Origin of the sequence: Micromonospora sp. M71_S20 (assembly GCF_003664255.1) — a bacterium.
Lineage (GTDB): Bacteria > Actinomycetota > Actinomycetes > Mycobacteriales > Micromonosporaceae > Micromonospora.
In genome coordinates, this window is the sequence record NZ_RCCV01000004.1 from 156,900 (window position 1) to 182,152 (window position 25,253).

General features: G+C 74.6%; 3 protein-coding genes and 1 pseudogene. 1 reads left to right on the plus strand and 3 read right to left on the minus strand.

What is annotated here, in order from left to right:
• Positions 1-3 precede the first annotated feature (3 nt).
• On the plus strand, positions 4-20,505 hold the full coding sequence (locus DER29_RS35720) for a type I polyketide synthase (RefSeq protein ID WP_370040911.1): 20,502 nt from the start codon (positions 4-6) through the stop codon (positions 20,503-20,505).
• Between the two features lie 102 nt (positions 20,506-20,607).
• On the opposite strand, the gene DER29_RS29915 is transcribed toward DER29_RS35720, so the two are convergent.
• The 3 genes and pseudogenes from DER29_RS29915 to DER29_RS29930 all read right to left on the minus strand — a co-directional run.
• Positions 20,608-21,966: a glycosyltransferase gene (locus DER29_RS29915; protein ID WP_121401011.1), complete on the minus strand. Its 1,359-nt coding sequence runs from the start codon at positions 21,964-21,966 to the stop codon at positions 20,608-20,610.
• On the minus strand, positions 21,963-23,180 hold the full coding sequence (locus tag DER29_RS29920; RefSeq protein WP_233600250.1) for a condensation domain-containing protein: 1,218 nt from the start codon (positions 23,178-23,180) through the stop codon (positions 21,963-21,965). Before DER29_RS29920 ends, DER29_RS29915 begins: the two co-directional genes overlap by 4 nt.
• Before the next feature lie 1,042 nt (positions 23,181-24,222).
• A pseudogene (locus DER29_RS29930) lies at positions 24,223-24,977 on the minus strand (transposase family protein); the annotation flags it as partial.
• Between the last annotated feature and the right edge of the window lie 276 nt (positions 24,978-25,253).

Below are 25,253 nucleotides of genomic sequence, written 5' to 3' on the forward strand. Positions count from 1 at the left end.
AAGCTGCTCTCGTACCTCAAGCGGGTCACCGCCGAGCTCGACGACGTCCACGAGCGGTTGCGGGCGTCCGAGGACCGGGACCGGGAGCCGATTGCCATCGTCGGGATGAGCTGCCGGTTCCCCGGTGGCGTCCGGTCACCGGAGGACCTGTGGCGGCTGCTGGAGTCCGGCGGCGACGCGATCTCGGCGTTCCCGGCCGACCGGGGCTGGGACGTCGACGCCCTCTACGACCCCGACCCGGAGCGGCCCGGCACGTCCTACGTCCGCGACGGCGGATTCCTCGACGGCATCGGCGAGTTCGACCCCGACTTCTTCGGGATTTCGCCCCGGGAGGCGCTGGCCACCGACCCGCAGCAGCGGCTGCTGCTGGAGACCGCGTGGGAGACCTTCGAGCGCGCGGGCATCCCCGCCGACTCGGTGCGGGGCACCCGCACCGGCGTGTTCGTGGGCAACAACGGCCAGGACTACGCCGCGCTGCTGGAGCAGGCGGGCGCGGACGTCGAGGGCTACCTCAGCACCGGCAACGCGGCCAGCGTCGCGTCCGGCCGGATCTCGTACGTGCTGGGCCTGGCGGGCCCGGCGGTGACGGTGGACACGGCGTGCTCGTCGTCGCTGGTGGCGTTGCACCTGGCCGCGCAGTCGCTGCGGTCGGGGGAGTGTTCGCTGGCGCTGGCCGGCGGCGTCACCGTGATGACCACGCCGAACCTGTTCACCGAGTTCAGCCGGCAGCGGGGGCTGGCGGCCGACGGCCGGTGCAAGCCGTTCGCGGCGGCGGCCGACGGCACCGGCTGGGGCGAGGGCGTCGGGCTGCTGCTGCTGGAGAAGCTCTCCGACGCGGTCGCCAACGGTCACGAGGTGCTGGCCGTGCTGCGGGGCAGCGCGGTGAACCAGGACGGTGCGTCGAACGGGCTGACCGCGCCCAACGGCCCCGCCCAGCGCCGGGTGATCCGGCAGGCCCTGGCCAACGCTGGGCTGACGGTTGCCGACGTGGACGCGGTAGAGGCGCACGGCACGGGCACCACGCTCGGCGACCCCATTGAGGCACAGGCACTGCTGGCGACGTATGGGCAGGGCCGGCCGGCGGATCGGCCGTTGTGGTTGGGGTCGGTGAAGTCGAACATTGGGCACACGCAGGCGGCGGCGGGTGTCGCGGGTGTGATCAAGATGGTGATGGCGATGCGGCATGGGGTGTTGCCGCGCACGTTGCATGTGGACGCGCCGAGTCGGCAGGTGGACTGGTCGACGGGTGCGGTGGAGTTGTTGACCGGGGCGGTGGAGTGGCCGGAGGTGGGTCGTCCGCGTCGGGTGGGGGTGTCGTCGTTCGGGGTGAGTGGCACGAACGCGCATGTGGTGTTGGAGCAGGGCCCGGCTCCGCAGCCGGTCGAGGCGTCGGCGTCGGTGTCGGGTGGTGTGGTGCCGTGGGTGGTGTCGGCGCGGTCGGCGGTGGCGTTGCGGGAGCAGGCGGCGCGGTTGGGGTCGTTCGTGGCGGCCGATGGGGCGTTGTCGCCGGTGGATGTGGGTTGGTCGTTGGCGGCGGGTCGGGCGGCGTTGTCGCATCGGGCGGTGGTCCTTGGCGGTGACCGTGACGGGCTGTTGGCGGCGTTGGGGGTGTTGGCCGGCGGTGGTGAGGACCCGGCTGTGGTGTCGGGGGTGGCGGTGGAGCGTGGGGGTGTGGTGTTTGTGTTCCCGGGTCAGGGGGCGCAGTGGGTGGGTATGGCGGTGGAGTTGTGGGATTCGTCGCCGGTGTTCGCGGCGCGGATGGGGGAGTGTGCGGCGGCGTTGGCGCCGTTTGTGGAGTGGTCGTTGCGTGATGTGTTGTCGGATGCGGTGGCGTTGGCGCGGGTGGATGTGGTGCAGCCGGTGTCGTGGGCGGTGATGGTGTCGTTGGCGGCGTTGTGGGAGTCGTGTGGTGTGGTGCCGGCGGCGGTGGTGGGTCATTCGCAGGGTGAGATCGCGGCGGCGGTGGTGGCGGGTGCGCTGTCGTTGTCGGATGGTGCGCGGGTGGTGGCGTTGCGGTCGCGGGCGTTGATGGTGTTGGCCGGTGGTGGGGCGATGGTGTCGGTGGCCGCGCCGGTGGGGCGGGTGGAGGAGCTGTTGGCCGGGCATGGGGGCCGGTTGTCGGTGGCGGCGGTGAATGGTCCGTTGTCGGTGGTGGTGGCCGGTGAGGTGGCCGCGGCCGAGGAGTTGTTGGTGGGGTGTGAGCGTGCCGGGGTGCGGGCGCGGCGGATCGAGGTGGATTACGCGTCGCATTCGGCGCAGGTCGACGCGGTCGAGGGTCGGTTGGCGGAGGCGCTGGCGGGGGTCGGGCCGGTGCCGGGTCGGGTGCCGTTGTATTCGACGGTGACGGGTGGGCGGGTCGACGCGGCGGAGTTGGACGCGGGGTACTGGTTCCGGAATTTGCGGTCGCGGGTGGAGTTTGAGGCGGCGGTGCGGGCGTTGGCGGGGCAGGGGTACGGGGTGTTCGTGGAGGTGAGTGGGCATCCGGTGCTGGGATCGGCGATGGAGGACACGCTCGTCGACACGGCGGGTGCGGTGGTGGTGGGGACGTTGCGTCGGGACGACGGTGGGTGGGGGCGGTTCCTGACGTCGGTGGCGCAGGCGCACGTGGCGGGCGTGCCGGTGGACTGGACGGGCGCGTTGTCCGGCGGCCGCCGGGTGGACCTGCCCACGTACGCCTTCCAACGCGAACGCCACTGGCCCCGGCCGCCGGCCTGGGCCCGGGGCCGCCACTCCGCCGCCGCCTTCGGCCTCGGCGCCGCCGAGCACCCCCTGCTCGGCGCGCTGATCACCCTGGCCGACCGCGACGGGCTCGTGCTCACCGGCAGGATCTCCCGGCACAGCCACGCCTGGCTGACCGACCACGCGGTCCACGGCGTCGTCCTGCTCCCCGGCACCGCCTTCGTCGAACTCGCCACCCGGGCCGGCGACCAGGTCGGCTGCCCCCGCATCGAGGAGCTGACCCTCCAGGCCCCGCTGGTCCTACCCGACCAGGCCGGCGTGCAGGTCCAGGTGATCGTCGGCGCGCCCGGGGAGGGCGGGCGTCGGACGATCACCATTCACTCACGCACCGACCTGCCCGGTCCCGACGACGACTGGACCTGCCACGCCGTCGGTTCGCTCACCACCGAGACCACATCCCCCCGGATCACGCTCGACGCCTGGCCGCCGCCCGGGGCCGAGCGGCTGCCGGTCGACGGGCTCTACGACGAGTACGCCGCAGCCGGGTTCTCCTACGGCCCGGTGTTCCAGGGCCTACGGTCGGTGTGGCGACACGGCGAGGTGGTGTTCGCCGAGGTCGCCCTCGACGAGCATGTGCGCACCGAGGCGGGCAAGTTCGCCGTGCACCCGGCGCTGCTGGACGCGGCCCTGCACGCCGTCGGCACCGGCATGCTTCCCGGAGCGCAGCAGGGCAGCCTCCCGTTCTCCTGGTCCGGAGTCTCGGTCTTCGCGCACGGCGCGTCCGCCCTGCGGGTCCGGCTCACCCCGACCGCCCCTGGTGCGGTCTCCGTGGCCGTCGCCGACGGCACGGGCGCGCCCGTCGCCGTGGTCGACTCCCTCGTCCTGCGCCCGGTCACGCCGCACCAGCTTACCGCCGCCCGGGAAACCACCGGCCGGTCGCTGTTCGCGCTGGACTGGATGCCGGTGCCGAGCGTGGACTCCGGGCCGCCCGCCGGGTGGGCCGTGCTCGGCCGGGAGACAGGGCTCGGCCGGCGGATCGGCGACCTCGCCGAGGTCGACGGCGACACGACCGTCGTCCTGCCGGTCGTCGCCCACGCCGAGGCGTCGGCGGCGGTGTGCGACGTGCTCGGCGTCCTGCGCGACCACCTCGCCGGGGCCGACCGGATCGCCGACACACGGCTGGTCGTCCTCACCCGGGGCGCGGTGGGCGTCGACGGCCCCCCGGCGGACCTGGCGCACGCCGCGGTGTGGGGCCTGGTGCGCTCGGCCCAGGCCGAGAACCCCGGCCGGTTCGTCCTGGTCGACGCCGACGCCGGGAGCACCCCGGGCCAGATCGCCGCGGCCGTCGCCGCCGGCGAACCGCAGACCGCGATCCGCGCCGGCCGGCTGTGGGCACCGAGACTCGTCCGCGCGGAGACGCCGGACGCCGCCCCCGCCCCGGACACCGCCGCCACCCAGCGACCGGGCACCTACCTGGTCACCGGGGGCACCGGCCTGCTCGGCGCGCTGGTCGCCCGGCACCTGGTTACCGCGCACGGCGTACGGGACCTGCTGCTGCTCAGCCGGCGCGGCCCGGACGCCCCGGGCGCGCCGCGACTGCTGGCCGAGCTGGGCGAGCTGGGTGCCCGGACCCGGATCGTGGCCGTCGACGCCGCCGACCGCGACGCCCTGGCGGCCCTGCTCGCCGGCCTCCCGGACGACGCGCCGCTGCGCGGCGTGGTGCACGCCGCCGGCGTCCTCGACGACGGCGTGATCGCCGGCCTCACCCCGGAGCGGGTCCGGGCGGTGCTGCGCCCCAAGGTGGACGCCGCCCGGACGCTGCACGAGCTGACCCTCGACCTCGACCTCGACGTCTTCGTGCTCTTCTCCTCGGCGGCCGGGGTGCTCGGCGGCGCGGGGCAGGGCAGCTACGCGGCCGCCAACGCCTACCTCGACGGCCTCGCCCACCTCCGGCACGCGGCCGGACTGCCCGGACAGTCGCTGGCCTGGGGGCTGTGGGCGCAGGCCAGCGACATGACCGGCCACCTCGCCGACCGGGACGTGGCGCGGATGGCCCGCTCCGGGCTCACCCCGCTCGCCACCGACGACGGCCTCGCGTTGTTCGACGCGGCGTTGGCGCTGGACCGTCCGTTCCTCGCCCCCATGCGGCTGGACACCGCCGCGCTGCGGGGCCAGGCCGCCGCGGACGCCCTCCCGGCGGCCCTGCGCGGGCTGGTCCGGCCCGTGGCCCGGCGCGCCACCAACCCGGAGGCGGACACCTCCCTGGCGCACCGGCTCGCCGGGCTCGCCGACGACGACCGGGACCGCCTGCTCCGCGACCTGGTACGCGAGCAGGTCGGCGCGGTCCTCGGCCACTCCTCGGCGGCGGCCGTGGACGCCGACCGGCCGTTCAAGGACCTCGGCTTCGACTCCCTCACCGCGGTGGAGCTGCGCAACCGCCTGACGGCGGCCACCGGCCTGCGGCTGCCCGCCACGCTGGTGTTCGACTACCCCACACCGGCCGCGCTCGCCCGGCACCTGCGCGCCGACCTCGCCGGCCGGCCCGCTCCCGTGACCGCTGCGGCGACGTCGACGGGCACCGACACCGACCCGATCGCCGTCGTCGGCATGAGCTGCCGGCTGCCCGGCGGCGTCCGGTCGCCCGAGGACCTGTGGCGGCTCGTCGCCGAGGGCCGGGACGCGATCTCCGGCTTTCCCGAGGACCGGGGCTGGGACGTCGAGTCGCTCTACGACCCCGACCCCGACCGGCCCGGCCACAGCTACACCCGGCAGGGCGGCTTCCTGCACGACGGTCTCGACTTCGACGCCGACTTCTTCGGCATCTCGCCCCGCGAGGCCCTCGCGATGGACCCGCAGCAGCGGTTGCTGCTGGAGGCGTCCTGGGAGGCCCTGGAACGGGCCGGCATCGACCCCGCCACCCTGGCCGGCGCGCAGGCCGGCGTCTACGCCGGTGTCATGTACCACGACTACTCGTCCCGGCTGGTCGGCGCCGCCGACAACCTCGAGGGCCACGTCGGCAACGGCACCGCCGGCAGCGTGGCGTCCGGTCGCGTCGCCTACACCCTCGGCTTCGAGGGGCCGGCGGTGACCGTGGACACCGCGTGCTCGTCGTCGCTGGTCGCGCTGCACCTGGCGGCGCAGGCGCTGCGCTCCGGTGAGGTGACCCTCGCGCTGGCCGGCGGCGTGACGATGATGGCCACGCCCGGCCTGTTCGTCGAGTTCAGCCGGCAGCGCGGGCTGGCCGCCGACGGCAGGTGCAAGTCCTTCTCCGACACCGCCGACGGCGCCGGCTTCGCCGAGGGCGTGGGCGTCCTCGTGCTGGAGCGGCTCTCCGACGCCCGCCGCCACGGCCACCGGGTCCTCGCCCTGGTGCGGGGCAGCGCGGTGAACCAGGACGGTGCGTCGAACGGGCTGACCGCCCCCAACGGGCCGTCGCAGCAGCGGGTGATCCGGCAGGCCCTGGCGAACGCGGGGCTGACCGCCGCCGACGTGGACGCGGTGGAGGCGCACGGCACCGGTACCACGCTGGGCGACCCGATCGAGGCGCAGGCGCTGCTGGCCACGTACGGGCAGGACCGGCCGGCGGACCGGCCGCTGTGGTTGGGGTCGGTGAAGTCGAACATCGGGCACACCCAGGCCGCGGCCGGGGTGGCCGGCGTGATCAAGATGATCATGGCGATGCGGCACGGCACGCTGCCCCGCACCCTGCACGTCGACGCGCCGAGCACCCACGTGGACTGGTCCGCGGGGAACGTCGAGCTGCTGACCGAGGCGGTCGCCTGGCCGCGGACCGGCCGGACGTCGCGGGCGGGCGTGTCGTCCTTCGGCGCGAGCGGCACCAACGCCCACGTCATCCTGGAGCTGCCCGCCGCCGTCGACGCGCCGCGCGCCGAACCCGCCGAAGCCGACTTGCCCGCCGACAACGCGCCGCGCGCCGAAGCCGACGCGCTGCCCTGGGTGCTGTCGGCCAAGTCCCCCGCCGCGCTCCGCGACCAGGCCGCCCGGCTGCTGGGCGTCGCGGACGCCGCCACGGCGGCCGACATCGGCCTGTCGCTGGCCACCACCCGTACCTCGTTCGCGCACCGCGCGGTGCTGGTCGGCGCCGGACACGCGGAGCTGGTGCCGGCGTTGCGGGCGGTGGCCCGTGGCGAGGAGGCCGCCGGCGTCGTGTCGGGGCTCGCCGCCGGGCGTGGCGGGGTGGTGTTCGTGTTCCCCGGCCAGGGCGCGCAGTGGGTCGGCATGGCGGTCGAGCTGCGGCGGTCGTCGCCGGTGTTCGCCCAGCGGCTCGCCGAGTGCGGGCAGGCGCTCGCGCCGTACGTGGACTGGGAACTGACCGACGTGCTCGCCGACGCCGCCGCGCTGAGCCGGGTCGACGTCGTGCAGCCCGCCCTCTGGGCGGTGATGGTCTCCCTGGCCGAGGTGTGGCGTTCCGTGGGGGTCGCGCCCGCGGCGGTCGTCGGCCACTCGCAGGGCGAGATCGCCGCCGCCGTGGTGGCCGGCGCGCTGTCGCTGGACGACGCGGCCAGGGTGGTGGCCCTGCGCAGCCAGGCGCTGACCGACCTGTCCGGCCTGGGCGGCATGGTGTCGTGCGCGCTGCCGGTGGAGCAGGTCCGCGAGCTGCTGACCCGGTGGCCGGGGCGGCTCTCCGTCGCTGCGGTCAACGGCCCGCGCGCCGTCGTCGTCTCCGGCGAGACCACCGCGCTCGCCGAGTTGCTGGCGGCGTGCGAGAGCGCCGGCCACCGGGCCCGCCGCATCGAGGTGGACTACGCGTCGCACTCCGCGCAGGTCGACGCGGTCGAGGGCCGGCTGGCCTCGGCGCTCGCCGGGATGACGCCGTTGCCGGGCCGGGTGCCGTTGTACTCGACGCTGACCGGCGACCGGATCGACCCGGCCGAGTTGAACGCCAGCTACTGGTACCGCAACCTGCGCGGCACCGTCGAGTTCGAGCGTGCGGTGCGCGCCCTGTCCGCCGCCGGACACGACGTCTTTGTCGAGGTCAGCCCGCATCCGGTGCTGACCCCGGCAATCGAGGACGCGATCGGGGAAGCGGTCGCGGTCGGCACCCTGCGGCGTGGCGAGGGCGGCCTGCCCCGCCTGCTCACCTCGCTCGGCCAGGCGCACGTGGCCGGGGTGCCGGTGGACTGGGCGGCGCTGTTCCCCGGCGCGCGGCGGGTCGACCTGCCGACGTACCCGTTCCAGCGGCGGCGGTTCTGGCCGGAGTCCGCCCCGGCCGCGACCGGCCCGGCGGCTGGGTCGGCGGAGGACCGCTTCTGGGCGGCGGTCGACCGGGCCGACCTGGACGGGCTCTCCGACACCCTGGACGTCTCGCCCGACGACCGGCTGGGCGACGTGCTCCCCGCCCTGTCCGCCTGGCGGCGGCGTCGCCAGCAACGGTCCACCGTCGACTCGTGGCGCTACCGCGTCGGCTGGCACCCCGTGCCCGACGCCGCCGGCGGGCCCCGCCTCGGCGGCACCTGGCTGCTGGTCGTCCCCGCCGGCGCGGAGGACGACGAGACGGTGACCGCCTCCGCCCGCGCCCTGGCCGACCACGGCGCGACGGTCGAGCGGATCGTCGTGTCGGACGCCGACCGGGCCGTGCTGGTGGCGCTGCTGCGGCAGGCCCCCGAGCCGGCGGGCGTGCTCTCCCTGCTCGCCCTGGCCGAGAGCGACGCGCCGGCGCACCCCTGCGTGCCGTTCGGCCTCGCCGCCACCCTGACGCTCGCCCAGGCGCTGGCAGAGGCCGGCGGCCACGCGCCGCTGTGGTGCGCGACCCGGGGCGCGGTGGGCACCGGCCCGACCGACCCGCCCACCAGCCCCGTGCAGGCCCAGGTGTGGGGCCTCGGCCGGGTGCTGGGCCTGGAACAGCCGGACCGCTGGGGAGGCCTGGTCGACCTGCCCGCCGCGCTCGACGAGCGGGCCGCCGACCGGCTCGTCGCCGCGCTCGGCACCGTCGGCGGCGAGGACCAGCTCGCCGTACGCCCGTCGGGCACCTTCGCGGCCCGGCTGGACCGCGCCCCCGGTGATCCGGACGCGGGCGCCTGGACGACCACCGGCACGGTCCTGGTCACCGGCGGCACCGGGGCCCTCGGGGCCCGGGTGGCCCGCCGGCTGGCCCGGGCGGGCGCCCGGCACCTGGTCCTGGCCAGCCGGCGCGGCCCCGCCGCGCCGGGGGCGGCCGACCTCACCGCCGAGCTGACGGCCGCCGGGGTGACGGTCACCGTCGCCGCCTGCGACGTCGCCGACCGCGACGCGCTCTGCGCGCTGCTCGCCGCGATCCCCGCGGAGCACCCGCTGAGGGCGGTGGTGCACACCGCCGGGGTGATCGACGACGGGGTGGTCGACTCGCTCACCCCGGCCCGCTTCGCCGAGGTCCTCCGGGCCAAGGTCGAGCCGGCCCGGCACCTCGACGAGCTGACCCGCGACCATGACCTGTCGGCCTTCGTGCTCTTCTCCTCGTTCGCCGGTGTCGTCGGCGGCGCGGGGCAGGGCAACTACGCCGCCGCGAACGCGTACCTCGACGCCCTCGCGCGCCGTCGGCGCGTGCAGGGCCTGCCCGCCACCTCGATCGCCTGGGGCGCGTGGGGCGGCGGCGGGCTCGCCCAGGCGGAGACCGCCGCCCGCCGGCTGCGCCGGGGCGGCCTGCCGGAGATGGACCCCGACCTAGCCGTCGGGGCGCTGTTCGACGCGCTCGCGCAGGACGAGACGACGCTGGCCGTCGCCGCCGTCGACTGGGCGGTCTTCGGCCCCGGGCTGCTGTCCGTGCGCCGCAACCCGCTCATCGCGAGCCTGCCGGAGGTGCGCGCGCTCGGCCGCGACACCGGCCGGGCCACCGCGAGCGGGCTCGCCGCGGAGCTGGTCGGGCTGCCCGCACCGGCCCGGGAGCGGGCGCTGCTCGACCTGGTACGCAGCCAGGCCGCGCTCGTGCTCGGGCACGACTCCGCCGACGCGGTGGAGCCGGAGCGCGCGTTCAAGGATCTGGGCGCGGACTCCCTCACCGCCGTCGAGCTGCGCAACCGGCTGGCCGCGGCGACCGGCCTGCGGCTGCCCGCGACGCTCGTGTTCGACAACCCGAACCCGGCGGCCTTGGCCCGGCACCTGGGCGGGCTGATGTTCGGCGAGGTCGGCGGGGCGGCCCCGGCCGTCGTGGTGGTCGCCGACGACACCGAGCCGATCGCCATCGTCGGGATGAGCTGCCTGCTGCCCGGCGGCATCCGCTCGCCCGAGCAGTTCTGGGACCTGCTGGTCGAGGGGCGCGACGCCGTGGGGCCGTTCCCCACCGACCGCGGCTGGGACATCGACGACCTGTTCGACCCGGACCCGGACGCCCCCGGCAAGACGTACGTCCGCGAGGGCGGTTTCCTCTACGACGCCGCCGACTTCGACGCCTCCTTCTTCGGGATCTCGCCCCGCGAGGCCCTCGCGATGGACCCGCAGCAACGGCTGATGCTGGAGGCGGTCTGGGAGGCCCTCGAACGGGCCGGCATCCCGCCCGCCGCGCTGCGCGGCAGCCAGACCGGCGTCTTCGCCGGCGCCATGCACCAGGACTACCTCGGGGCCGAGCGGCTGCCCGAGGGCACCGAGGGGTACCTGCTGACCGGCAACTCGATCAGCGTCCTGTCCGGCCGGATCGCCTACGCCTTCGGCTTCGAGGGGCCTGCGGTGACGGTCGACACGGCCTGTTCGTCGTCGCTGGTCGCCCTGCACCTGGCGTGCGCGGCGCTGCGTCGCGGCGAGTGCTCGATGGCGCTGGCCGGCGGCGTGCAGGTGATGCCGTCGGCCGTCGGCTTCGTGGAGTTGGGCCGGCAGCGGGCGCTCGCTCCGGACGGGCGGTGCAAGTCGTTCGCGGCGGCGGCCGACGGTTTCGGCCATGCCGAGGGTGTCGGCGTGCTCGTGGTCGAGCGGCTGTCGGACGCTCGGCGTAACGGGCACCGGGTCCTCGCGGTGGTGCGGGGCAGCGCGGTGAACTCCGATGGTGCGTCGAACGGGTTGACCGCGCCGAACGGGCCGTCGCAGCAGCGGGTGATTCGGCAGGCTCTGGCGAACGCGGGGCTGTCGCCGTTCGAGGTGGACGTGGTGGAGGCGCACGGGACGGGTACGACGTTGGGTGATCCGATCGAGGCGCAGGCGTTGTTGGCGACGTACGGGCAGGGTCGGCCGGTGGACCGGCCGTTGTGGTTGGGGTCGGTGAAGTCGAACATCGGGCATACGGCTGCGGCGGCGGGCGTCGCGGGTGTGATCAAGATGGTGTTGGCGTTGGGGCACGGGGTGTTGCCGCGGACGTTGCATGTGGACGCGCCGACGCCGGAGGTGGACTGGTCGGCGGGTGCGGTGGAGTTGTTGACCGGGGCGGTTGACTGGCCGGAGGTGGGTCGTCCGCGTCGGGCGGGGGTGTCGTCGTTCGGGATCAGTGGCACCAACGCGCACGTCGTGCTCGAACAGGCCCCCGAACCGGACCCGACGCCGGCCGCGCCGGCCGAGGCCCCCGCGCCGGCCGACGCGCCGGTCCCGACGCCCGTGCCGTGGATGCTGTCGGCGACCACCGACGCGGCGCTGCGGGAGCAGGCGGCGCGGTTGGCGTCGTTCGTGGCGGCCGATGTGGCGTTGTCGCCGGTGGATGTGGGGTGGTCGTTGGCGTGTACGCGGTCGGTGTTCGCGCATCGGGCGGTGGTGGTGGGTGCCGGTCGTGCGGATCTGGTGCGTGGTTTGCGGGTGCTGGCCGACGGCGGTGACCATCCGGCTGTCGTCGCCGGGGTGGCGGTGGAGCGTGGGGGTGTGGTGTTTGTGTTCCCGGGTCAGGGGGCGCAGTGGGTGGGTATGGCGGTGGAGTTGTGGGATTCGTCGCCGGTGTTCGCGGCGCGGATGGGGGAGTGTGCGGCGGCGTTGGCGCCGTTTGTGGAGTGGTCGTTGCGTGATGTGTTGTCGGATGCGGTGGCGTTGGCGCGGGTGGATGTGGTGCAGCCGGTGTCGTGGGCGGTGATGGTGTCGTTGGCGGCGTTGTGGGAGTCGTGTGGTGTGGTGCCGGCGGCGGTGGTGGGTCATTCGCAGGGTGAGATCGCGGCGGCGGTGGTGGCGGGTGCGCTGTCGTTGTCGGATGGTGCGCGGGTGGTGGCGTTGCGGTCGCGGGCGTTGATGGTGTTGGCCGGTGGTGGGGCGATGGTGTCGGTGGCCGCGCCGGTGGGGCGGGTGGAGGAGCTGTTGGCCGGGCATGGGGGCCGGTTGTCGGTGGCGGCGGTGAATGGTCCGTTGTCGGTGGTGGTGGCCGGTGAGGTGGCCGCGGCCGAGGAGTTGTTGGTGGGGTGTGAGCGTGCCGGGGTGCGGGCGCGGCGGATCGAGGTGGATTACGCGTCGCATTCGGCGCAGGTGGAGGTGGTGGAGGAGCGGTTGGTGGCGGAGTTGGCGGGGGTGGTGCCGGGGACTCCGGTGGTGCCGATGTTCTCGACGGTGACGGGTGCGCGGGTGGGGGCCGGTGAGCTGGATGCCGGGTACTGGTTCCGGAACCTGCGGTCCACGGTCCGGTTCGAGTCGGTGGTGCGGTTGGTGGCGGGGGCGGGTCATGGGTTGTTTGTGGAGGTGAGTCCTCATCCGGTGTTGGCGGTGTCGGTGGAGGAGTCGGTGTCGGGTGTGGTGGTGGGTACGTTGCGTCGGGGGGAAGGGGGTTGGGGACGGTTCCTGACGTCGGTGGGGCAGGTGCATGTCGCTGGTGGTGGGGTGGACTGGGGTGCGGTGTTGTCCGGGGGTCGTCGGGTGGAGTTGCCGACGTACGCCTTCCAACGCCGCCGCTACTGGCCCGAGACCTCCCAGACCCGCCGGGTCGGCGGCTCCGCCACGGCCCTGGGGCTGGGCGCCGCCGACCACCCGCTGCTGGGCGCGACGGTGACCATGGCCGACCGGGACGGCGTCGTCCTCACCGGCCGGCTCTCCCTGCGCACCCATCCCTGGCTCGCCGAGCACGCCGTGCACGGCATGGCGCTGCTGCCCGGCGCGGCCTACGTGGAGCTGGCCGTGCACGCCGGCGACCAGGTCGACTGCCCCCGCGTGGCCGAGCTGACCATGCAGGCCCCGTTGATCGTGCCCGAGCGCGACGGGGTGCAGCTACAGGTCGTCGTCGGCGAGCCCGAGGCCACCGGCCGCCGCCCGCTCGCCGTGTACTCCCGGCCGGATGCCGCCGGCCCGCACGGGGACTGGACCTGCCACGCGACCGGCACGCTGACCCCGGAGGACCCGGCTCGTCCGGCGGCGCTCGACGTCTGGCCGCCCCGGGGGGCCGAGCCCGTCGCGGTCGACGACCTCTACCCGCGCTACGAGGCGGCCGGCTTCCACTACGGGCCGGTGTTCCAGGGGCTGGCGGCGGCGTGGCGGCGCGACGCCGACGTGTTCGCCGAGGTGGCGCTGCCTGAGCCGGCGCGGGACGCCGCCACGGCGTTCGGCCTGCACCCGGCGCTGCTGGACGCGGCTCTGCACGCGATCGGCACCGGGCTCGTCGGAGACGCCCGCGAGGGCAGCCTGCTCTTCTCCTGGTCCGGCGTCTCCCTGTACGCGCACGGCGCGACTGCGCTGCGGGTGCGGCTCTCGCCGACCGGGGCGGGCACCGTGTCGGCCCTCCTCGCCGACGGTACCGGCGCGCCCGTCGCCGCCGTGGACTCGCTCGTGCTCCGACCGGTACCGGCCGACTACGCGCACCGGACGCCCTCCGACGACTGGCTGTTCCGCCTCCAGTGGCCCGTCCGGCCGCTGGAAGCGGCCCCGCCGGCCACCGCGACCTGGGCCCTGGTCGGCGACGACGACCGGCTCACCGCGCTGGCCCGCGCGGCGGGCCTCACCGTCGAGTCCTACCCGGACCTGCCGGCTTTCGCCGAAGCCCTGCGGGCCGGCGCCGCCGAGCCCGACGTCGTGCTCACCTCCTTCCCGACTCCGGGACGGACCACGGCGCGGAACGTGCACGACGTCGTGGCGGCGGCCCTGGTCCACGCCCAGGACTGGCTGGCCGAACCCCACTTTGAGCGGGCCACGCTGGTGGCCGTCACCACCGGCGCGGTCGCAGTCGCGCCCGGGGACGTGCCCGATCTGCCGACCGCCCCGATCTGGGGCCTGCTCCGCTCGGCCCAGGTGGAGAACCCCGGCCGGTTCGTGCTGGCCGACCTGGACGACAGCGAGGCGTCCGTCCGCGCCCTGGCCCCGGCGCTGCGCGCGGGCGAGCCGCAGTTCGCGCTGCGCGCCGGCGAACTGAGGGTGCCCCGGCTGGTGCGCGCGGCCCGACCGGAGGCACGGTTCACCTGGAACCCCGACGGCACGGTGCTCGTCACCGGCGGCACGGGCGGGCTCGGCCGGCTCGTCGCCCGGCACCTGGTGACCGGGCACGGCGTCCGGCACCTGCTGCTCGCCGGCCGGCAGGGCCTGGCCGCACCGGGCGCTGCGGACTTCGAGGCGGAGCTGACCGCCCTCGGCGCGCGGGTCACCACCGCCGCCTGCGACGTCGCCGACCGGGCGGCCGTGGCCGATCTGCTCGCCACGATCCCCGCGGACGCGCCACTCACGGCGGTCGTGCACTCGGCCGGTGTGTTCGACGACGGCCTCGTCGCCACGCTCGGCCGGGACCAGTTGACCGCCGTGCTGCGGCCCAAGGTCGATGCCGCGCTGCACCTGCACGAGCTGACCCTGGAACACCACCTGTCCGCGTTCGTGCTGTTCTCCTCGGTCGCCGGCCTGTTCGGCGGCGGCGGGCAGGGCAACTACGCCGCCGGCAACGCCTTCCTCGACGCGCTGGCAGCCCACCGGCAGGGCCTCGGCCTGCCCGGCACGTCGATGGCGTGGGGGCTGTGGGCCGACCGTGGCGGGATGGCGGGCAAGCTCGGCGCGGAGCACCTGGCGCGTTCGATGCGCCGAGGGATCACCGCGATCTCCGAACGCGACGGTCTGGCCCTGTTCGACGCCGCCCAGGCCCTCGGCGACCCCCTCGTGGTCCCGGTCAGCCTGTCGACCTCCGCGCCCGGCGACGCGGACCAGGTGCCGCCGCTGCTGCGCGATCTGGTCCGGGCCCCCGCGCGTCGTCGCGCCGCCACCGCCGACGCCACGACGGGCGGGGAGCTGGCCCGGCGGCTGGCCGGGCTGGACCCGACCCGCGCCGCGGCGGCCGTGCTCGACGTGGTGCGGAAACGGGCCGCCGCCGTCCTCGGCCACGACACCGCCAGGGCCGTCGACGCCGACCAGCCCTTCCGGGAGCTGGGGTTCGACTCGCTTACCGCGGTGGAACTGCGCAACCGGCTGGCCGCGGCGACCGGCCTGACCCTGCCGGGCACCCTGGTCTTCGACCACCCGACGCCGCGCGAGCTGGCCGAGCACCTGCGCGCGCGGCTGGTTGGCGAGGTGTCGACCGTGGCGGCGCCGCTCGTGCCCACCGCGACCGTCGTCGACGAACCGATCGCCATCGTCGGCATGAGCTGCCGCCTGCCCGGTGGGGTACGCGGCCCGGACGAGCTGTGGCGGCTGGTCGAGGCGGGTGGGGACGCGGTGTCGCCGTTCCCCACCGACCGGGGCTGGGACGTCGAGGCCCTCTACGACCCGGACCCGGACAGCCCTGGCACCTGCTACGTCCGCGAGGGCGGCTTCCTTCACGACGGCACCCAGTTCGACGCCGCGTTCTTCGGCATCTCGCCCCGGGAGGCGCTGGCCATGGACCCGCAGCAGCGGGTCCTGCTGGAGGCCGCGTGGGAGGCGTTCGAGCACGCGGGCATCGACCCGGCCGCCGTGCGGGGCACGCCGGCCGGCGTGTTCGTCGGCACCAACGGCCAGGACTACACCTCGCTGCTGGCCCGGGCGCCGCAGAGCGCCGAGGGGCACATGGTCACCGGCAACACCGCCAGTGTGATCTCCGGACGGCTCGCCTACACCCTCGGGCTGGTCGGCCCGGCGCTGACCGTCGACACGGCCTGTTCGTCGTCGCTGGTCGCGTTGCATTTGGCCTGCCAGGCCCTGCGGTCCGGTGAGGCGTCGTTGGCCCTGGCGGGCGGCGTCACGCTCATCTCGACCCCGGGTTTGTTCATCGAGTTCAGCCGGCAGCGGGGGCTGGCCACCGACGGGCGGTGCAAGTCGTTCGCGGCGGCGGCGGACGGCACCGGCTTCGCGGAGGGCGCGGCCGTCGTGCTCGTGGAGCGGTTGTCGGACGCCCGCCGCAACGGGCACCGGGTCCTGGCGGTGGTGCGGGGCAGCGCCATGAACCAGGACGGTGCGTCGAACGGGCTGACCGCGCCGAATGGTCCGTCGCAGCAGCGGGTGATCCGGCAGGCGTTGGCCAACGCGGGGCTGTCGGCTGCCGAGGTGGACGCGGTGGAGGCGCACGGCACGGGTACGACGTTGGGTGATCCAATCGAGGCGCAGGCGTTGCTGGCCACGTACGGACAGGACCGCCCGGCGGACCGGCCGCTGTGGCTGGGCTCGCTGAAGTCCAACATCGGGCACACGCAGGCGGCCTCGGGGGTGGCCGGCGTGATCAAGATGATCATGGCGATGCGGCACGGGGTGCTGCCCCGGACCCTGCATGTGGACGCCCCCACGCCCCAGGTGGACTGGTCGGCCGGCGCGGTGGAGCTGCTGACCGAGCCCGTGGCATGGCCGGAGAACAGCCGTCCCCGCCGCGCGGGCGTCTCCGCGTTCGGGGTCAGCGGCACCAACGCCCACGTGCTGCTGGAGTCGCCGCCCTCGTCCGCCGAGACCGGGTCGGCTACGGCGGAGCCGGTCGGCACCACCGTGTGGCCGCTCTCGGCCAAGTCGGCGGACGCCCTGCGGGAGCAGGCGGCGCGGTTGGCGTCGTTTGTGGCGGGTGATGAGGGGTTGTCGCCGGTGGATGTGGGGTGGTCGTTGGCGTGTACGCGGTCGGTGTTCGCGCATCGGGCGGTGGTGGTGGGTGCCGGTCGTGCGGATCTGGTGCGTGGTTTGCGGGTGCTGGCCGACGGCGGTGACCATCCGGCTGTCGTCGCCGGGGTGGCGGTGGAGCGTGGGGGTGTGGTGTTTGTGTTCCCGGGTCAGGGGGCGCAGTGGGTGGGTATGGCGGTGGAGTTGTGGGATTCGTCGCCGGTGTTCGCGGCGCGGATGGGGGAGTGTGCGGCGGCGTTGGCGCCGTTTGTGGAGTGGTCGTTGCGTGATGTGTTGTCGGATGCGGTGGCGTTGGCGCGGGTGGATGTGGTGCAGCCGGTGTCGTGGGCGGTGATGGTGTCGTTGGCGGCGTTGTGGGAGTCGTGTGGTGTGGTGCCGGCGGCGGTGGTGGGTCATTCGCAGGGTGAGATCGCGGCGGCGGTGGTGGCGGGTGCGCTGTCGTTGTCGGATGGTGCGCGGGTGGTGGCGTTGCGGTCGCGGGCGTTGATGGTGTTGGCCGGTGGTGGGGCGATGGTGTCGGTGGCCGCGCCGGTGGGGCGGGTGGAGGAGCTGTTGGCCGGGCATGGGGGCCGGTTGTCGGTGGCGGCGGTGAATGGTCCGTTGTCGGTGGTGGTGGCCGGTGAGGTGGCCGCGGCCGAGGAGTTGTTGGTGGGGTGTGAGCGTGCCGGGGTGCGGGCGCGGCGGATCGAGGTGGATTACGCGTCGCATTCGGCGCAGGTCGACGCGGTCGAGGGTCGGTTGGCGGAGGCGCTGGCGGGGGTCGGGCCGGTGCCGGGTCGGGTGCCGTTGTATTCGACGGTGACGGGTGGGCGGGTCGACGCGGCGGAGTTGGACGCGGGGTACTGGTTCCGGAATCTGCGGTCGATGGTGCGGTTCGAGCCGGTGGTGCGGTTGCTGGCGGACGCAGGTCATCGGTTGTTCGTGGAGGTGAGTCCTCATCCGGTGTTGGCGATGTCGGTCGAGGAGACGGTGTCGGGGGCGGCGGTGGTCGGTACGTTACGTCGTGAGGACGGGGGTCTGGGTCGGTTCCTGAGGTCGTTGGGGCAGGTGCACGTCGCTGGCGGTCGGGTGGACTGGGATGTGGTGTTGCCCGCTGGTCGTCCGGTTGATCTGCCCACGTACGCCTTCCAACGCCGCCGCTACTGGCCCGAGACCGGGCCGGATGCCGCACCCGTGGCAGCCACCGACTCGGCGGAGGACCGGTTCTGGGACGCGGTGGAACGGGCGGACCTCGCCGACTTGACGGGCGTCCTCGACGTCTCGGCCGACGACCGGCTCGGCGACGTCCTGCCCGCGCTGTCGACCTGGCGACGCCGGCGACAGCGACAGTCCGTGGTGGACGGTTGGCGCTACCGGGTCGACTGGCAACCGGTGCCCGACCCCGCGGCGTCGCCCGCGCTGGCTGGTACCTGGGTGCTCGCCGTACCCGCCGGGCTCGCCGACGACGCGCTGACCCGCGACTGCGCGGCCGTGCTGCGGGCCCACGGCGCGGACGTCCTGCCGGTGGTCCTCGGCCACGACGGCGCGGTGGACCGCGACGACGCGGCCACCCGGATCCGCGCGACCCTGGACCCGGCGGCCCCGCCCGCCGGGGTGGTCTCCCTGCTGGCGCTGGAGGACGGCCCGCCGCCCGCAGCAACCGTGGTCCCCGACGGGCTGGCCGGCACGCTTGCCCTGCTCCAGGCCCTCGGTGATGCCGGCGTCGAAGCGCCGCTGTGGGTGCTCACCCGGGAGGCGATGACGCCGGGTGGCGCAGCCGGCGACGTCGTCCAGGCCCAGGTCTGGGGGCTGGGCCGGGTCGCGGCCCGGGAGTATCCGCTGCGCTGGGGCGGCCTGGTCGACCTGCCGCGGTCCTGCGACCGGCGGGCCCTCGACCGGCTCGCCGGGGTGCTCGCCGCCGGCACGGAGGACCAGGTCGCGATCCGCGCGGCGGGTGTGTCCGCCCCGCGCCTGGTGCGTGCCCGGCCGTCGACGAGCGCCGACTGGTCCCCGCCACCGGGCACCATCCTGGTGACCGGGGGGACGGGCGCGCTGGGGGCGCACGTGTGCCGGTCGCTGGCCCGGGCCGGCGCCGAGCACCTGCTGCTCACCAGCCGCAGTGGACCGGCCGCCACCGGCGCGGCGGAACTCGCCGCCGAACTGACCGGACTCGGCGTCGGCGTCACGCTCGCCGCCTGCGACGCGGCTGACCGGGACGCGTTGGCCACCCTGCTGTCCGCCATCCCTGCGGACCGGCCGCTGGCCGGAATCGTGCACACCGCCGGCGTCCTCGACGACGGCGTGCTGGACTCCCTGGCGCCGGAGCGGTTCGAGACCGTGCTGCGCCCGAAGCGGATCGCGACCGTGAACCTGCACGAGCTGACCCGCGACCTGGGACTACGCTTCTTCGTGCTGTTCTCGTCGTTTTCGGCGACCGTCGGCAGCGCCGGCCAGGGCAACTACGCTGCGGCGAACGCGTTCCTCGATGCATTCGCCGAGCAGCGCCGGGCGGAGGGGCTGCCGGCGACCTCGATCGCGTGGGGCGCGTGGGGCGGCGGCGGGCTGGCGGAGACTGCGCAGGTCGCCGAGCGGATGCGCCGGGGTGGCCTGCCGGCAATGGCCCCCGACCTGGCCGTCGCCGCGCTGTGGCAGGCGGTCGCCGACGACGAGACCGCGCTCGTGGTCACCGACGTCGACTGGCCGCGTTTCGCACCGGGCTTCGCCCTGGCCCGTCCCACCCCGCTGTTCGACGCGCTGCCCGAGGTGCGCGCGTCGCGGGCGGCGGCGCCGGCCCAGGCGGGGGTGGAGGGCCCGAAGATCGCGGTACGCCTGGCCGGCCTGGGACCGGCCGAGCGGGAGGACGTCCTGGTGGAGCACGTGCGTGCGCACGCCGCGGTCGTGCTCGGCCACGAGTCGCCCGACGCGTTGGACGAGACCGCCGGGTTCCTCGAACTGGGCTTCGACTCCCTCACCGGCACCGAACTCGCCACGCTGCTGGCCGTCTCCACCGGGGTGCGGCTGCCAGCGACGGTGGTGTTCGACTATCCGACTCCGCGCGCGCTCGCGGCCCACCTGCACACCCAGATCGGTTCCGGGGCGGGGCCGGTCGCCGCCCCGGCGGCAGAGCCGGGCGGGGGTTTCGGCGAGCTGTTCCGCCAGGCGTGCGAGCGCGGCGAGTACACCAACTTTATCGGCATCATGAACGCGGCGGCGGCCTTCCGCCCGTCGTTCGCCTCTCGGGCCGAGCTGGCCGAGCGGGGCGGCCTGCCCCAGCCGGTCCGGCTGGCCCGGGGCGGCGATCCGGCCCAGCCCCACCTGATCTGCTTCCCCGCCTTCTCCGGCAAGTCCAGCGCGCACCAGTTCGCCCGGCTGGCCGCCCCGGTCCGTCAGGAGTGTCACCTCTCCGCCCTGCCGGAGCCCGGCTTCCTCAAGGGTGAGACGCTGCCGGCGAACCTGGCCGCGCTGGTCGAGGTGCACGCCGAGGAGGTGCTGCGCCTCGCCGACGGCGGCCCGTTCGTGCTGGTGGGCCACTCCGCCGGCGGGGTGGTGGCGCACACCGTCGCCCAGTACCTCCAGGAGCGGGGCGTCCCCGCCGCCGGTGTGGTGGTCATCGACAGCTACTACTTCGACGAGAGCAGGCTGGAGGACGTGCTCCGGCCGGGGCTGATCGAGGGCCTCATCGACCGCAACTACCGCCTCGGCGTCGGGCAGGACGACGTCTGGGGCGACGCGTGGCTGACCGCGATGGGCCGCTACTTCTTCCTGGAGTGGCGACTGACCCCGATCGACGCGCCGACGCTGCTGGTGCGTGCCACGCAACCGATGCCGGCGTGGCCGGCGGGACTGGACTGGCAGCCGGCCTGGCAGTTCCCGCACACCGCGGTCGACGTGCCGGGCGACCACTTCACGATGATGGAGGAGCACGCGGAGAGCACGGTGCGCGCCATCCGCCGGTGGATCGCCGAGGGGTTCCGCTGACCACGGCGGGGCGGGGCGGACGACGTCCGCCCCGCCCCGCCGGCTGTCGCCCCAAGACCCGGCAGGCTCCCGGCACCCCCGGTGCCCGCGCCGCCGCCCAGGTCAGCCGACGTCCGCGTACCGCTTCAGGACGAGGTCCGCGACCGCCTCGGTCCCCCCCGCTTCCGTCAGCCGTTCGGCCCAGTACGCGGCGCGTTCCCGGGCAGCCGCCCCGGTCAACAGCTCGTCGAGCTTCGCGGCGATCTCCGCCGGGTCCGGCCGCTCGCGGTGGCGCAGCGGCAGCGCCGCACCGGCCTCCACCACGCGGGCGGCGATGTCGTAGCAGTCCAGCCAGAACGGCGTCACCAGCAGGGGCTTGCCGAAGCGTAGCGCCTCGTGCACGCTGTTGCCGCCGCCGTGGCTGAAGAACGCCCGCACGTGGGGGTGGGCCAGGACGTCGAGCTGCGACGGTAGCCAGCTCTCGATCCGCAGGTTCGCGGGGAGGTCGGCGGGGAGCAGCGCCTGCTGCGCCGTGGGCAGCTTCCACAACACGTGGTGACGCGGGCCGAGTCGGGCGGCGGCGTCGACGATCGCGGCGACCTGCGCCGCCCGCAGCCGGGCGATGGTCCCGAACGCGATGTAGACCACCGAGTCACGGGAGTCGAGCCAGTCGCGCAGCTCGTCGCCCTCCGGGCCCGCCTGCGGCAACGGCGGCACGACCGTGCCGACCATGCGCAGGGACCGGGGCGCCCGTTCGAACGGGTGTTCCAGCCCGAACAGTGAGTAGTTGACGATGTCCGTGGCCCGGTCCAGGTAGTGCGGGCTCATTCCGGCCGGCCGGCGCACCCCGGCGGCCCGCCGGGCGCGTACGTAGGACAGGTACGCCCGGGCCACGGCGGGCTGGCTGGACGCGGCCAGCCGGCCGAGCCGGAACAGGACATTGCGGACCTGCTGTCCGGCGGTCATCGTCCGCGGCAGCCCGGAGAAGGGCGTCGGATAGCGCCACGGCAGCTCGGTCAGGAAGAGCGCGCTGACCGGGAACGGCACGCTGAGCACGTACGGGATCCCCCGCAGCCCAGCGGCGTCGATGGCCCCGAAGCTGTTCACGTCGATCACCATCAGCCGGGGCCTCAGCTCGTCGACCCAGGCCAGGGTGCGCTCGAACTGCTCGGTGAGGAAACCGGTGTCGAAGGCCTGCCGGACGAACGCGGCGTAGCTGCGCAGCTTCGCCCCGGAGGTCAGCGCGTCGTACGTCTCGTCGTCCCAGTCGGCCAGCATGGCCCGCCGGCTCGCCGCGCCGAGCGACGCGAAGCCGACCGGCGCGTCCACGGTGAGGGCGTCGATCTCGGCGCGGGCGTCGTCAGTGGTGGCGAACCACAGCCCGTCGACCCTGCGGCGGGAGAGTTCGCCCGCAACGGTGAGCAGTGGGTTCAGCTGTCCGTGCGCGGACACGCTGGCGAACAGCAGTGGCCCGTCCGTCATCCCCGCACCGCCTTCAGGAGCTGTGTAATGGCGATTTCCTTCACCTGTCTGGCCAGTGCGTGATCGTAGCTGGTCAGGGTGCAGCAGAGGCGCCCGCCGACGGTGGCGACGCCGAGGACGCGGTGGTTCGGCGCGGCGATGCTCACCGCGAGGTGCAGGCTCTCGACCTGCCGCGACGGCGACCCCTCGGCGAACGTGAGCCGCCCCAGGTTGCTGATCGATAGGTCGTAGCCGAGGGGCCGGGGCCGGCGGGCCAGCCGGCGCAGCAGCGGCGTCGGGATGAGCCGGAGCACCCGGCGGGCCAGCAGAACGTCCGCGCGTAGCCGGGCGGGGGCGGCCAGCGCCACGAGGCGCCGCCGGATCGTCCGGGCGGCGGACCAGAAGTCGGGCTCGTCGGCCAAGTCGACGGCAACGGTCACGGTGGCCATGTAGAGCCCGTACGCCTTGTCCACCGCCGTGCCGAGCATCGGGCGCAGGCTGACCGGGACCTCCACCCGGCGTACCGTGGTCGAGCCGTCCAGGTCGGCGAACGCCCGCAGGAAGGCGGCGCAGAGCGCGCCGTACACGGTGGTGCCCGCCGCCGTGCAGCCCGCGACCACCGCGGCGGTCTGCTCCGGCGTCAGAGACCAGGCCAGGACGCGGAGCTGACCCGCCCCCGGCGTGGGCGCCGGACCCGCCGCTGGTCTTCCCGGCACCGGCGCGGACGGCAGCGTGCCGGTGGGTGACGTCGTGCCGGCATCGCCCAGCGCCCCGGCCAGCACCAACTCCTCGGTGGTCGGCGCGGGGATCTCGACGGGCGGCCCGTCGGGCGGGTCCAGCAGGTCACGGAGTACCTGGACCAGGGAGAGCCCGTCGGCGACCAGGTGGTGACCGACGATGACCAGGTGATGGTGGTCGGCCGCCGGCAGCAGGACGAAGCGGCTCAGCGGCCCGGTCCCGAAGGCGAACGGCGTCTGCACCTCGGCCTCGACGACGGTCCGCCAGTCGCCGTCTGTCACGCGCACCGGCGGCACGTCCACGTCGGCCGTGGTGAGCACCCTGCCGGTGATGCGGGTGCGCAGGCCCGGGTGCCGTTCGCAGAGCCGCCGGATGGCCGCCCGGAGTTGGTCCTCCTCCGCCGCGACGCCGATCCGGGCGGCGACGACGGCGTTGACGGGGGTCCCGGTGCCGGCGGCCCACACCGCCCGTTCCGATTGCGTGAGACGTCGACGCATGACCCTCCTCCGCGCGGCGGACGATGCCGAGGCTAGCCGGGTAGTTGCCGCCATCGGTAGCCCGGACGCGACGGTTACGGGCCGATAGGGGGTGCGGGGTGGAAGCGGCCCCTCGCCCGGGCCTGCGGCGGCGGGGCGACCCACCAGCGCCGCGTCCCGTGGCGCGTGGGCCCGCCGCGACCGAGCAGCACGGTTTCGACGAAGCCGCCAGCGGCAGGGCGAGATCGAGGATCTGGGCGGCGCCGGGGTCGTCGGGCCGCAGTTGCCATCTGCCTTCGACGTAGACGGTGTCGAACTGGGCGCCGATGATGTGGAAGGCCCTGGCCCGGTTGGGGCCGGCATTGAGTAGCCAAATCCGCATCCGTTTGCCGGCGTCGGCGGTCGACGGCCGGTGCTCGCATTGGGAGACGTAGCCGTTGAAGACCACTGCGTCAGGTCGTTCGGCCTGAATCCTGGCCAGGTCGCCGGGTTGGCCGTCGGCGCCGAAGTATAGCTCGGACTGCACGAGCACGTACTCGTGGTCGACGGCGGCCAGGTCCGGGGTCGAGGGACTGCGTAGATCCACAGACCCCACGGGGTCGTCAGGTGGTGCAGTGCCTCGGGGACTACCTCTGTGTGAAGCGACGGGCGAGGAACAGCGCGGCGAGCTTGGGCAGCCGCCTTCGCCACTCGTCTTCGTTGCGAAGGTCCCAACGATCGTCGTTAGGTTTTGGGGCGCGGCCGGTCGAACCATGTTCACATCGGTGGCGTCGGCAGCGTCCCAGAAGGCGTCGGGGTCGCCGGTGTGCTGCTCGTACGCCTCCGGCGCGGCGAACAGCAGCGTCTCGTCACCGATCCAGAGGGTATGCCCGTGTGATGCGCTGATCTCTTGCACCGCTCTGACCCGGGGGTGGGCCTTGGCGACCTGCTTGAGGAAGGTCAGGAACTCGCTGTTGCGATGGCGGGGGTAGCAGGCGTCAGCGGTGATCCGGCCGGTGGCGACCTCCAGGGCGGCGGGGCCTTGGAATGAGTGCTTTTCATCGTGGGTTTGGCTGGTAGGGCCGTGATGTAGGGCGAGGATGGCCTTGACGATCGCGGTGGCGCGTTGGGGGCAGCAGCGGAGCTTGACCAGGACCTTCCAGCCCTTGAGCGTGGCGACGGCACGCTCGCCGACGGCGCGGATCTTGGCGTGGTGCCGGTTGGCGGTCTTCTGCCGGCGGGACAGTCGCGGCCGGTGACGGCGGCGCTTGAAGGGCGTGCGGATGCTGCCGTCGGCGCCTTGGTATGCCTTGTCGGCGAAGGTCATCACGTTCGCGCTGATCAGCGCGTCGATCAAGCCGTGGGCGCGGGCGGCGGTCAGGTCGTGCACGGCGCCCGGTAGGGCGGGCGAAACCCAGATGAGGCGTCCCTTGCAGTCCGCGATGACCTGCACGTTGACTCCGTGGCGCTTGTGCTTCCCGGAGTAGTACGGCCTCTGGTCCGCGACCCGGTCGATGGGGATCAGGGTGCCGTCGAGAATCGTGTACGCGAGCCGGGCGATGCGCTGTATGGCCGCGTTCAGGTCCTCGGCATGCGCGGCGAGCAGGTCGATGGCTTCCCGGACGTACCGCCAGGCCGTGGTGACGCTGACGCGAAGCCGCAGGCCAGACGGGCGATGGGGTCCCCGTTGCGGAGATGAGCCAGGGCGTGCAGTGCCTGCCGGCCTGTGTCCAGGCGCCACCACCGCCCGCGACGCCGGGCACGCTCGGCGCGGATGAGGTCGGCCAGGTGGTTCAGGGTGCGGCTGGACAGCGCGACCGCGGACGGGTGAGACAGCACAGCGAGGCTCCCGGTTGGGGCATCGGACGCTTCTATAGATGTGCCGGTTCCGGGAGGGATTGGTACCGGTAGGGTCCGGCGCCGGTGATCTACGAGTGACTCAACCAAGATCTGGCCGCCTTGCGGTGTGCCGTTCATCGGACTTGTCCTCGTGGGTCGCTGGCGCCGGCCCGGCCCACCTTGCTGGCCTGATCAGAAGCCTGTCCGCGTTGTCGCGTGACTCATCACAGATGTGCCGCCGGGTGACCGCCTCTCGGGCCGACGCCGTCCGAACGT